Here is a 12,660-nt window from a genome sequence, read left to right as displayed (position 1 = left end):
CTCCCTCCGGCAGAGTATGGAGTGCCGCGCACAGATATTCCAGATGAAAAATCAGGCAGTAACACCAGGTGCCTGACGCAGGGTCAATCGCGCCACAGCGTAGGCGTAATCAGCGCAACGATGGCAAGCGTCTCAAGCCGCCCGATGACCATCGCCGCACACAGCGTCAGCTTGGCCCCACCCGACAGGTCAATCAATCGGATCGGAACATCCGTCGCCAGTTCAATCAGCGGCCCCGTCGTGCTCAGTGCGGCAACACTCAGAACCATGGCCTGCTCAAACCCGACGCCCATCACAGCCAGCAATAGATCAAACAGAGCCAACGTAAGGGCGAACATCATCAGGAAGATCCAGGCGATGAAGGCACCATCACTTTGGATGCGGCGGTTACCCCCGCCTTCACCGCTGACCGAGGACGGATAAATCAGTTTGTCGATCTCGCGCTTGCCGTTGAGATAGAGTGCGAACACGCGCAGCAATTTGACACCTCCGGCCGTGGTCGCAACACCACCGCCAATCAGCGCGAGCCCCATGAGGATCAGACCCGGTGTACCAAGACCCGATAATTGCTGTGCGTCATTCCAGTTGGCGCTTTCAAAACCGGCAGTGGTCAGGAAAGACATTGCCGTGAATACAAAGCCCCAGATCACACCAAGCGCTTGCTGCACCTCAACCGCGATGCCCAATTCAGCAGTTCCAGCCAGGAACCGCACGAAAAGCAGGGCGGCGACGGCGACTACGATAAAGATGCCAATCCGGAATTCTGGGTCTTTATCCAACCTCGTATAGCCCGAGGTCGCGGTATCTGTCGAAAAGGTCAGGCGTGATAAAGCGAAGAAGAGAAACAGGAACAGGATCGCTTCGCCTGTGATGCCAGCCGTCGATCCCTCGAGCCCGCCAACGGGCGAGATGCCCGACGTCGCCATCACGGACATTGCGTGGCAGACCGCAGTCAAACCCTGCTCTCCCGCAATCAGCAGCAAGACCCAGATCACAACTGTGAGCCCCGCATAAACCGGAGCCAGAGTACGAGATACTCGGATCAAATGGCCGCGCGGATCTGTCTTCTCGCTTTGCGCCACGCCGGATACAGGTCGACCCGGTTGCCCCCTTGCAGTCACTTCGAACCCGCCCAAAGACAAAGGGGCAAGAATCGCTGCAGCCGATATCCACATCAGCAGGCCGCCCATCCAGCCCACCAATGCGCGCCACAGGTGCAGCGGAGCGGAAAGGCGCGCGGGATCGGGAAACAAGTCCGCACCGGTCGTGGTCGACGCACTGACCATATCAAAGTATGCATTCAGAAAGCTGGTTGTCCCCAGCGCGTCATGAAACGGTATCGCCAGAAAAATCGGCAACACGGTGAACGCGGCCAGCAGAACCGCGAGTTGGCCAAGCGTACCACGCCGAGGCCTTCGATTCGACATCGCCAACGCGATGATCGAGACTGCGAAAATCCCCAGCAAACCGGAGTAAAAGAACGACCGCGAAGTATGGTGATCATCGAGCGAAAGCGCATAAGCCGCAGGGATCCACATCGCCAGCGATACAATACCCCAGATCATCAGCAGCAGCGGCAATCGCCGCAGAACCCCGATCCGTTGCTGTCCACGTGCCTGCAACATCAGAAGAAATCGATGGAAACCTGCATCAGGCGTTCCACTTCGGGCACATCCTTGGCCATGGCAAAGATCGCCACCACGTCTTTTTCGTCGATGCGCAGACTGCCCGTCGGGCGCAGAACTTCGTCGCCTTTGCGCACGGCTCCGACCAGAACACCTTCGGGGAAATCAATATCACGCAGCTTCTGCCCGGCCATGGGCGAGGTCGAAAGAACCTCGGCCTCGATCACCTCGGCCTCGGCATCACCAATGGAATAGACCTGACGCACGCGTCCATGCCGGATATGGCGCAGGATGGAACTGACAGTTGTGGCGCGCGGGTTGATATAGGCGTCAATTCCCAGCGGGCCCATCAGCGCGACCATGCTGGGATCGTTGATCAAGGCAATAGCCAATGCGCAGCCCTCGCCCTTGGCGCGCACCGCAGCCAGCATGTTTGTGCGATCATCATCGGTGACCGCCAGCATCGCATCGGCGCGTTCGATACCGGCCTCGCTCAGCAAGGAGGAATCCAGCCCGTCGCCGTTCAGAACAATCGTCCGCTCCAGCGCTTCGGCGGCGATTTCGGCGCATTTGCGATCCCGCTCGATTATCTTTGCGCGTACACGGCTTTCGCGTTCTTCCAGCGTGCGCGCCACTTCCAACCCGACATTGCCACCGCCAACAATAACAACCCGGTCCTGCTGGCGTTGAGCTTTGCCGAACACCTCCATCGTGCGGTCGACATCTTTGACGCTGGTGAAGACATAACATTCGTCACCCACAAACAGCTGATCCTCGGATTCCGGCGCAAACAATGTCCCTTCGCGGCGGACCCCAACCACAATCGAACTGAGCGTTGAAAAAAGGTCAGTCAACTGGCGCAGCGGAGTATTGACGATCGGGCAATCTTCTTCGACACGAATACCCAAAAGCTGTGCTTTGCCATCCATGAATATCTCGGTGTCAAAGGCCGAAGGCGCCGATAGGCGCCGCATCGCAGCCGCAGCAACCTCGCGTTCAGGACTGATCACCACATCGATGGGCAGATGATCGCGGCGATAGAGGTCAGAATGGATCGCCTCAAGATAAGAATTCGACCGCAGACGCGCGATCTTGCGCTGGATTGAGAACACGGAATGCGCCATCTGACAGGTGACCATGTTCACCTCGTCCGAATGCGTCGCAGCGATAATCATATCCGCATCGCGTGCCCCTGCCCGGTCCAGTACATCTGGATAACTGGCGAACCCTGCGATCCCTTGCACATCCAGCGTCTCGGTCGCGCGGCGTACCAGATCGGGGTTGTTGTCGACCACCGTTACATCGTTCAATTCGCCCGAAAGGTGACGCGCAATCTGCCAGCCAACCTGACCGGCACCGCATATGATGACCTTCATGCTCTTGGCCTTTCTGCCTGAAATCTTTGAATGACAGATGCCCCCAAAGCGGTCAATTGAATTGTCATGCGAACCACACTGCGTCAAAGTAAGTGTATGAAATCAATTCTACCTGCCCTGATTTGCCTGCTGACACTGTCTGCATGTGGTCCGCTTTCGCTGTATTACCGCGAGGGTGAGAGCGTTTCGCGGATTCAGACCGAGACAACAAATTGTCAGGTGCAGGCCCTCAAGGACGCCCCCGTTGCCAATCAGGTTCGGCAAAGCCCGCCGGTCTACTGGCCCGGGCGCACCTATTGCGACGGGCGCGGCCGCTGCTATCGCAACCCCGGATGGTGGGAACCAGGGCGCGTTTATACCGTCGATGTGAATCAGGGTCTGAGAAACAAGGTCGAAGCGCAGTGCATGGCGCAAAAAGGGTATCGTCCGGTTAGCCTTCCACCTTGCAAACAGGGCGTCAAATCACTTGTGCTTCCGACACGCACCACAACGCTCCCACCGCTGAACAGCGCGTCGTGTTTTGTGAAATTCGACGATGGCTCATTTCAAATCATCACGCCCGGGCAAACCGGCTGACCTGCGACGGTTGGCCAACAGCAAATGCGCTATGATGGCAATGCCATAGAACGTGGCTACAGCGATGAACATGCTTGCCTCGTTGAAACCCAGCAAAATCGCCAACAAAACCGGCGTTCCAAGCAGGTTTCCGGCATTACCCATCTGCGCCATCGCGCCATAGCTTAACGCTTGTGCCTCAGTTGTGTCGTTTAATTCGGGCACGGCGGCGAAGCTGCCGCCTTGCACAAGACCAAGTACCGCGAAGAGCGCGATACACCCGAAAGCAAGCGGTGCCCCAAGAAGCAACGCAATGATCGTCACAAATCCCAACGCAAACCCCAGATTGACGACACTGACGCAGGACAGGACGGTCAAGAGAACTGGAACCAGCAACCAGGACAGAACAATCCCGGCCAACGGCATCAGAGCCGCAATCGACCCACTCTGCCCTTCAGGCAATCGCCCCGGCAGGATAGCCAGCAGCGAAACGAAGGTGAGCGTATAGAAAAACCATCCGATCGCAGGCGCTGAAATGAAGGGTGAGCGGTAAGTTCGCAGATGCACGTCAAGGATCGCAGACAATCCCCAGCCCATACTCTGCGTGTGATCCATTTCAGCTTTCAGGTTACTGAATGCGATCAACGCAGCGATCAGCAACATCAATCCGCCATGCAGCGCAAAATAGGCAGGCAATCCGAAACGGTCGACAATCGGCAACCCAAACCAAGCGTTCAGCGCGAAGGCAACGCCAAAGAATGTGCTCCACAACACCATGGCATTATACCGCGCGCGACCGGTCGTGATCTGAGCGATCAACGTGGGCGCTGCAACAACGATGGCAAGATGCGACAGCCCCTCGATCACCCGGCTAAGCAACATCAGTTGAAACCCCGGCAAGCTTGCTTGCAGCAAAGACAACACACCGCCAAGTACAAGCCCCGATAGCAGCAGACGATTTGGCCCAATGCGCGCCGTGATCGCCCCGGATATCGCGCCCAATGCGGCACCCATTAGACTGATAATGGACAGCAACCAGCCGATTACAGCAGCGTTCTCCGGGTACAATTGCCCTACATCAGCAAATGGTATGGCGATCTTTGCAAATTGGGTTGCTGCACCAAGGCCAGCGAACCAGATCAGCATGACCTGCAAGAATGTTCGGATAGAGTCACTCATGCAGCCGGTCTATCGCGCCTGCGCGACCAGCGGAACGCATAAATTATGCGGAGGCTTCGCGCCGCCCGCTGACCAGACGGACCGGGGTGCCGTCACCCAGATACAAACGCTCCCACACGATCTGCCCGGCGCTGATCCTGATTTGATCATGCACAGCCTCGGAGGTCAGAAACGCTTTGGGCGAAGGTGAATGCAGCTCCCACCAGCCATCTTGCTGCAGTTCTGCCTCTGCCTGCCTAATCTCATCCGTTGCAAACTGCCAAAGCGACACGCCCAGCAAGGCGCGCTGTGAGGTCTTCCAATCCCGTGCACGGCTGGCCGAATAGGCAAGGCAGGTATGGCTGGCCTCTTCGACAAGGTGCAGGCATTCGGCCGAGTGAACGATCAGCCGTTTCAACGCTGAATCCTGAACCCGAACCGGTCCCAGCGCGGCAAATACAGCTTGTTGTACATGCGCCGAGGGCGTCTGACCCCCGTTCTCCCACCGGGAGATCGTGGTCTGGTCGACCTCAAGCAGATCAGCCAGAGCCGATTGCTTAAGCCCGACCGACCGGCGCAGCCGCTTCAGCCGTTTTCCAAAGGCCGGGAAGCCAATGGAAACGGCTGAGGTTTTCGTATGCCGCGCGGCACTCACTCGGCTGGTTCGGGTTCGTCAATCTGGGCCACCCGCGCACCCGATTTGTTCGAGGTCACGACGCCCAGTGACTTAAGCTTGCGGTGTAAAGCGCTGCGTTCCATACCGACAAAGCTGGCCGTACGGCTGATATTGCCACCGAACCGATTGATCTGTGTCAGCAGATATTCACGCTCAAACGCTTCGCGCGCCTCGCGCAGAGGCAGTGTCGCCAAGGCACCAGACAGAACCACGCGCCCGGATTCGTCGGATTTTTCTTCTTCGTTTGGCAACTCGCGCGCTTCGATCGGACCAGAGCTGTCGCCAAGGATCAACACCCGCTCGATCAGGTTTTTCAACTGACGCACATTGCCCGGCCAAGTCATCGTCTGCAGCAAGGCAACGGCCTCGTCTGACAAATCGCGCATCGGCAGACCCTGTGTTTCATTGCACATCTCAATAAAATGCTGCGCCAGAACCGGAATGTCTTCTCGCCGCTCCTCCAGCGACGGGACTGCAATCGGCACCACATTCAGGCGGTGGTACAGTTCTTCGCGGAATCGCTCGGCTGCAATCTCCACTTCCAGATCACGGTTGGTCGAGGAAATGACCCGCAGATCGACCCTCACCTTGTCGGAACCGCCGACACGTTGGAATTGCTGGTCAACCAGCACACGCAAGATCTTGGATTGCGTCCCCAGCGGCATATCGGCGACTTCATCGAAATAGACAACACCGCCGTGTGCCTCTTCCAGCAGGCCGGATTCGATCCCGCGCTCAGAGGATTCGCGCCCGAACAAAACCTCCTCGACCCGCTCAGGCTCAATCCCCGCACAATTGACGGTGACAAAGGGGGCGTTTGCCCGGTTCGAATGCGCATGGATATAGCGCGCGGCGATTTCCTTACCCGATCCTGCAGGCCCGCTCAGCATGACCCGTCCGTTCGATTTGGTTACCTTATCCAACTGCCCCTGCATCGCACGGAACGAAGCCGAATTGCCGATCATGTCAGAGCAGCTAACCTCCTGCCGCTTGAGCGAGGCATTCTCGCGACGCAGGCGCGAGGTTTCCATGGCGCGGCGGATCACCACCATCAACTGGTCAATATTAAAGGGCTTTTCGATAAAGTCGTAAGCGCCCTGCTTGATGGCCGCCACCGCAATCTCGATATTGCCGTGGCCGGAAATGATCACGACCGGCACATCCGGGTTATCACGCTTAACGGCTTTCAGGATGTCGATCCCGTCCATTCGGCTGTCCTTTAACCAGATATCGAGGATCAGCAATCCTGGCGGCTCGGCATTGATCGACGACATGCACTCGTCCGAGTTTGCCGCCAGCCGGGTGGAATAGCCTTCGTCCTCCAGAATATCGGACACCAATTCGCGAATATCGCGTTCGTCATCTACGATCAGAATGTCGCTCATCTTTGGCCTGCTTTCAGTTTGTTTGTTTTAATCGCCTGTTTTTCCGGCGCGATTGACGGGCCGCCTGAGGCCCCGGGTAGACGAATGACAGCCATCGCGCCGAAATGGTCCTGTCCGTCAAATGTGGGCGCGTCTTCCAATGTCAGCGCTCCGCCATGTTCTTCGATAATCTTTTTGACGATAGGCAGGCCCAGGCCAGTGCCCTCGTCGCGTGTGGTTACATATGGCTCAAACAGCCGCGCCCGATCTTCGGGAAGGCCGATGCCATTGTCCGCTATGGTGATTTGCGTTCCAGCATCGTCGCTGGAAACGGCGACCTTGATCTGAGGCTTCAGATTGTCTGGTGCACCTTTTTCTTTCAGCGTTTCAATGGCCTCGCCCGCGTTTTTGATCAGGTTCGTCAGAGCCTGGCTCAGCATCGTCGAGTCCACATCCGCCAGTATCGGCTGTTCCGGTAGGTCGTCATCGATCTGGACATCTGGCTGCCCCGCCTGCTGCAGCAGCACTGCCTCACGCACCAACATTACGATATTTTCTTCGCGCCGCTCCGGCTCAGGCATGCGTGCAAATTTCGAGAATTCATCGACGATCCGTCGCAAATCATTGGTCTGGCGTACGATCACATCGGTCATCGATTCCAAACTGCTGCAGTCGTCCTCGTCCAGCTTGCGCGAGAATTTGCGCTTGATCCGCTCGGCGCTCAGTTGGATCGGTGTCAGAGGGTTCTTGATCTCATGCGCAATGCGACGGGCCACATCGCCCCAGGCTGCCATCCGCTGTGCGCTGACCAGATCGGTCACATCATCGAAGGCCACAACATAGCCTTCCAACCCACCATCCTCGCCACGCCGCGTCGCCATACGCACCAGCAAGTTTTCCAGTCGGCCTTTGCGGGTCACCTTCACTTCGCCTTGAACCGCCTCTTGCCCGCTATCCTTGAGGGTTTCGAACAATGGCAGGAACTCGGGCACAGCGATACCAATGGCAAGGCTGTGTTCGCCGCCGGACCATCCAAGCAAACGTTCGGCAGATCGGTTTACGAAGGTCACGCAACCCTCTGAATCAACACCAACAACACCGGATGTAACTGAACTGAGAACCGAGTCAAAGAGGCGCCTTCGACGCTCGATATGGCGCGTGTTCTCTAACAGAGTATCTCGCTGTCCTTTCAGCTGCCGGGTCATCTGGTTGAAGTATCTACCCAGCATCGCGATTTCATCGTCGCTGGCCTCTTCGATCACCTGTACGCTCAAATCACCTGCACCAACCCGCTGTGCAGCCGTCGTTAGGCGCCCGACCGGGCGCGAGAGACGTTCAGCGAACCACATGCCCAGCGACATTGCGGCCAAAATCAGAATCACCGCAAAGCCTAGATACAAAAGCCCGAATTCGAACAGAACCCGACCGCGCTCGCTTTCTAGCTGGCTATAGAACTGGGCGGTCTCTTTGGTCTCATCCAGCAGCGTCAGAAGTTGGCCGTCAACCTCACGGCTGACATAGAGATACCGATCCAGATAGGCTTGCAATGGCACCAACGCGCGGAACTCGCTGTTCTCCCAATCCGCAATAATCGCCACACCCTGATCATTGGCTTCGATCATCTCTTCCGGGGTCGGTGCCTCGTAATCGAACAGATAGGACCGGTCACCGCGAGATCGGATTTCTGCACTCCCATCAATCACATAAGCCTCACGCAAACCGCGCTGAATTTGTGCCTGTCCTTGCGCCAGAACTTCCCGCAGTTCCGCATCGGAGATATAGAAATCTAAGGAGCGTGCGTTATCGAGAAACCGTGCCAGAACAACCGCATCTTGCGTCAGGCCTTCGCGGTGCTCTTGCTCATAGGCTTCAGCCGCCGTCAAAGACGAGCCGACAACCTGCCGAACCCTGTCCGAGAACCAGCCCTCAAGGCCGATATTCACGGTCAGCCCGGCGAAAATCGCAACGGTGACCGTGGGCACAAGAGCCAACAGCGTGAACGCGCCGATCAAGCGCAGGTGAAGCCGTGAACCAGCCGATTTCGCGCGTCGGGCGGCGATCAGGCTGAACAATTGCCCCAGCACCAGCGCGGCCACGACCAGTACGTAAACCAGATCGGCCAACAAAATCAGCCGCAGTGTAGGAGCTGCGGCGCCAAGATCGAATGGACCAATGACAAGATAAGTCGCCAGCGCCAGAACCGGGCCCAGCATAACCAAGCCCAAGGTACTGAAATTGCGCATCCGCCGCGACTTGCGCCACCGGTTGATCGATAGGATCGGCCCGTTCTGTGCCCGGGTTGCCACCGTCTGCCCTCTTACTGATGTGCCGCTTGCGCGGCTTACCGCCATATGTCGTGGTCGTTCCCAGGTATGAACCCGAATGCCACGGTTTGTGTGGCGATATTACATCAGTTTGCGGCGACGTGTCACCTGAATATCGAGGTCGGTGATCTTTTTCCGCAGCGTATTCCGGTTAATCCCCAGAAGATCAGCACATTTTGCCTGATTGCCCCCGGTCGCATCCAGCGCGATTTCGATCAGAGGTGCCTCAACTTCGCGCAAAATGCGCTGATAAAGCCCCGGCGGCGGCAGAATATTCCCGTGCAAATCGAAATACCGGCGTAGGTGGCGCCCCACTGAGGATGACAGCTTTTCCCGCTCGCCATCGCCCAGCACCGGCTCGGCCTCGGGCTGACTGCCCAGCACCATTTCAACCTCGGTGCGTGAGATTTCATCGGCTCGGCTGGTCAAGCTGAGACGTCGGATCGCATTTTCCAGCTGACGCACATTGCCGGGCCAGGAATAGCGGCGTACCAGTTCGATAGCTTCGGGGCTGAGGCGGCGCTGCGTGCCGCTTTCTCGTTCTTCGCGCGCCAGAAAGTGATCGGTCAGCAAGGTGATATCATCGACCCGTTCCCGTAACGCCGGAACGTGTATCGTCGCACCGCAGAGGCGGTAATACAGGTCCTGCCGCACCCGACCGCTCTCCATCGCGTCGGTCAAATCAGATTGGCTGGTCGCCATGAAACGCGGCACGTGGTCACCCGGAGTATCCATCATGCGCACGATGCGGGCCTGAATCTCGTCATCGATATCCGCGATCTCGTCGATCAACAGCGTACCACCTCGCACCCGCGCCATGACACGCGCCGGACCTTCGAGATCGCTCAGATCAGCGGCGGTTGCGGTGACAAATGGCAATGTCCGACGGTCCGAGAAATCATGAATAGCCCGTGCAATCAATGACTTGCCCGTACCGCTTTCACCCGAAATCATCACCGAAAGGTCGGTATTCATCACCCGCGCCACCAATCGATAAAGCGCCTGCATCACTGGTGTACGACCGACCAAAGGCAGCTCGTCCGGGCGCTCTTCGCCAGAATCGACTGGCTCTACTTGCGCGCGTTGCTTCTGATCCAGCGCGCGCGCCGTCCGCTTCATCAGATCTGGTAGATCGAAGGGTTTGGGCAGATAGTCATAAGCGTCCGCCTCAGCCGCCTGAATGGCCGTCATGATGGTGTTCTGGGCCGAGATAACGATGACAGGCAAACCTGGACGATCCTGTGCAATCTTCGGCAGCATCTCCAATCCGTTCCCGTCCGGCATCACCACGTCCGAGATCACCACGTCTCCCTTGCCCTCGGCCACCCAGCGCATCAGCGTCGTCAGCGACGAAGTCGCATGCACCTTGCAGCCGGCCCGCGTCAGGGCCTGCGTCAGAACCGTGCGGATCGTGCGGTCGTCATCGGCAACAAGAACTGTGCCATCCATCAGGTGCTCTCCTTTTCATATGCGTCCGGCGGCGCGCGCCGCAGGGACAGGCGGAATACCGTGCGCCCGGGCACCGACTCCGCCGAAATCCAGCCGTCATGGTCGGAAACAATTTTGCTGACCAAAGCCAGACCTAGACCCGTGCCATTCTCTTTGCCCGACACGAAGGGATCGAAAATATCACTTCGAATATTTTCGGGCAGGCCCGGCCCGTCATCGATGATTTCGATCTGCAAGGGCAGCGAGTGGCCCGAGCCATCGCTACGTCGCAGACGGAACGAATGCTCGAAATAAGTACGCAGCCGAATTACGCCATTACCTTCAGCAGCTTCCGAAGCGTTCTTGAACAAGTTCAGAACCACTTGCAGAAACTGATCCGGGTCCCCGTAGGCCAAGGGCAGCGAGGGGTCGTAATCCTCGATAATGGTCATGTGTGCGCCAAAGCCCAACAGTGCTGACCGGCGCGCGCGGTCCAGAACGTCGTGAATATTAACCGGCTTGTAATCTGGTTGTGACAGATTGCCAAACTGCTCGACCTGCTCAAGCAGCTTTACGATGCGGCGGCTCTCTTCGACGATAAGATCTGTTAATTCAAGATCTTGCTGAGAGATATTCATGCTCAACAATTGCGCCGCGCCAGTGATTCCTGCCAGAGGGTTCTTAATCTCATGCGCCAGCATCTCGGCCATGCCAATCGCAGATTGCGCCGCCGATTTGACCGTATTGCCGCGTGTCATCCGGCCCGCCAGCTCACGGGGTGAGATGATCATGATCATCGACCCAGGATACCCCATCAGCGGTGCGATCTGCAGCGCACATTGCAGCGGAGCGCGATTGCCCGATCCAACATCCACATCGTTTACGAACAGCGGTGTCCCTTGTTGCCGGGCACGCAGGAACGCTTCTTCCAGCGGCGCATCAACCGCGATTTGATCCCAGACAGGATGCCCGACCACCGCCTTGCGCGAGGCGTTCAGAAACCCCTCGCCCGAGGAATTGACATCCGATATCCGATCTTCGGCATCGATGATGAAAGCCGGAACCGGCAGCGAGCTCCAGATGCACTGATCCGAGGTCATGCTTCCACCTCCGCCGCGCCATTCAGCGCATCCGCCAGCAGGCTGAACACCTCATCCGTATCGCGCGACGTCAGGATCGCCCGCCGCAAGGTGGCTGGCGTTCCGGCCTCATCCATATACCAGCCCAGATGCTTGCGTGCGACGCGCAGGCCCAGATCGGTGCCGTAGAATTCCAGCATCGCCTGATAGTGACCCCGCACCATATCAATCAGATCTGCATCCGTCGGAATGGTCGGAGCGTCAGCGCCATAGAGATCATGACAGATCTGCGCCAACAGCCACGGTTTGCCCTGCGCCCCCCGGCCCACCATTACGCCGTCGGCCCCGGATTGATCCAGCGCCGCTTGGGCAGCCTCGGTATCCACGATATCGCCGTTTGCGATAACGGGGATCGAGACCACCTCTTTCACCGCCCGGATCGCCTGCCAATCGGCCCGGCCCTTGTAGAATTGGCATCGTGTACGCCCGTGGATGGTGACCATCCGAATACCTGCGTCTTGCGCGCGCCGCGCCACGTCGGGTGCGTTCAGCAGTTTGTCGTCCCAGCCCAGCCGCGTTTTCAGCGTCACCGGCACGTCCACCGCTTCCACAACGGCCTCGATCAGCGTCAGCGCGTGGTCGGGTGTTTTCAACAACGCCGAACCTGAATAGCCATTGGTGACCTTCTTGGCGGGGCAGCCCATATTGATGTCGATCACGCGCGCTCCCCGGTCTGCGACCTGCCGGGCGGCCTCAGCCATCCAATGTGCCTCGCGTCCCGCCAATTGTACGGCGGTGTTTTCCACATCCGCCGACAGTTCGGCCCGTTCGCGCACGCCCGGTTTGGCCTGCACCATCTCTTGGCTCGCCACCATTTCGCTGACAACCATGCCCGCGCCAAAACGCATCACAAGATCACGGAATGGCCGGTCGGTGATTCCGGCCATGGGTGCCAGCAGCACCGGAGGGGTCAGATCCTTTTCAGCTAGACGCAGGGTCAATGTGCCTAATCCTTGAGCAGTTGCGCATTTGATATCGAAATCGCAGCGTATGAACAACAAATCGGTGGCACTCA

General features: G+C 58.0%; 10 protein-coding genes. 1 reads left to right on the top strand and 9 read right to left on the bottom strand.

What is annotated here, in order from left to right; genetic code table 11:
- Positions 1-83: 83 nt before the first annotated feature.
- Positions 84-1,625 (bottom strand): TrkH family potassium uptake protein, encoded by a 1,542-nt coding sequence (locus ACR0NN_RS00780; protein ID WP_170718770.1) that lies wholly within the window; start codon positions 1,623-1,625, stop codon positions 84-86.
- The gene (gene trkA / locus ACR0NN_RS00775; RefSeq protein WP_170683665.1) at positions 1,625-3,001 is read right to left on the bottom strand and encodes a Trk system potassium transporter TrkA; all 1,377 of its coding nucleotides are present in this window, start codon (positions 2,999-3,001) and stop codon (positions 1,625-1,627) included. Before trkA ends, ACR0NN_RS00780 begins: the two co-directional genes overlap by 1 nt.
- 96 nt (positions 3,002-3,097) lie before the next feature.
- Here trkA and ACR0NN_RS00770 point away from each other — a divergent pair, with 96 nt between their 5' ends.
- Entirely contained in the window at positions 3,098-3,577 is a 480-nt protein-coding gene (locus tag ACR0NN_RS00770; RefSeq protein ID WP_480683708.1) for a hypothetical protein, read from the top strand.
- Here the strand turns inward: ACR0NN_RS00770 and ACR0NN_RS00765 are convergent.
- The 7 genes from ACR0NN_RS00765 to dusB all read right to left on the bottom strand — a co-directional run bounded on the left by ACR0NN_RS00765 (position 3,542) and on the right by dusB (position 12,586).
- Positions 3,542-4,735, bottom strand: a complete 1,194-nt coding sequence (locus ACR0NN_RS00765) for an MFS transporter (protein WP_170718765.1) — start codon at positions 4,733-4,735, stop codon at positions 3,542-3,544. The genes ACR0NN_RS00770 and ACR0NN_RS00765 overlap by 36 nt on opposite strands.
- A gap of 43 nt (positions 4,736-4,778) precedes the next feature.
- The gene (locus tag ACR0NN_RS00760) at positions 4,779-5,369 is read right to left on the bottom strand and encodes a helix-turn-helix domain-containing protein (RefSeq protein WP_170718763.1); all 591 of its coding nucleotides are present in this window, start codon (positions 5,367-5,369) and stop codon (positions 4,779-4,781) included.
- Positions 5,366-6,775, bottom strand: a complete 1,410-nt coding sequence (gene ntrX, locus ACR0NN_RS00755) for a nitrogen assimilation response regulator NtrX (protein WP_170718761.1) — start codon at positions 6,773-6,775, stop codon at positions 5,366-5,368. The genes ACR0NN_RS00760 and ntrX overlap by 4 nt, the downstream gene beginning before the upstream one ends.
- Complete coding sequence (locus tag ACR0NN_RS00750) at positions 6,772-8,997, bottom strand: sensor histidine kinase NtrY-like (protein WP_480683983.1); 2,226 nt, start codon at positions 8,995-8,997, stop codon at positions 6,772-6,774. Before ACR0NN_RS00750 ends, ntrX begins: the two co-directional genes overlap by 4 nt.
- A gap of 162 nt (positions 8,998-9,159) precedes the next feature.
- Entirely contained in the window at positions 9,160-10,527 is a 1,368-nt protein-coding gene (locus tag ACR0NN_RS00745; RefSeq protein ID WP_170683659.1) for a sigma-54-dependent transcriptional regulator, read from the bottom strand.
- Positions 10,527-11,606 carry an ATP-binding protein gene (locus tag ACR0NN_RS00740; protein WP_170718756.1) on the bottom strand — a complete coding sequence of 360 codons (1,080 nt, stop codon included), beginning with the start codon at positions 11,604-11,606 and terminating at the stop codon, positions 10,527-10,529. Before ACR0NN_RS00740 ends, ACR0NN_RS00745 begins: the two co-directional genes overlap by 1 nt.
- A complete protein-coding gene (dusB, locus tag ACR0NN_RS00735; protein WP_480683705.1) occupies positions 11,603-12,586 on the bottom strand; it encodes a tRNA dihydrouridine synthase DusB in 984 nt (327 codons plus the stop codon). Before dusB ends, ACR0NN_RS00740 begins: the two co-directional genes overlap by 4 nt.
- Positions 12,587-12,660: the final 74 nt, after the last annotated feature.

Source organism: Ruegeria sp. BA2 (assembly GCF_056539605.1).
This window is presented reverse-complemented; position numbering and strand designations above follow the sequence as displayed.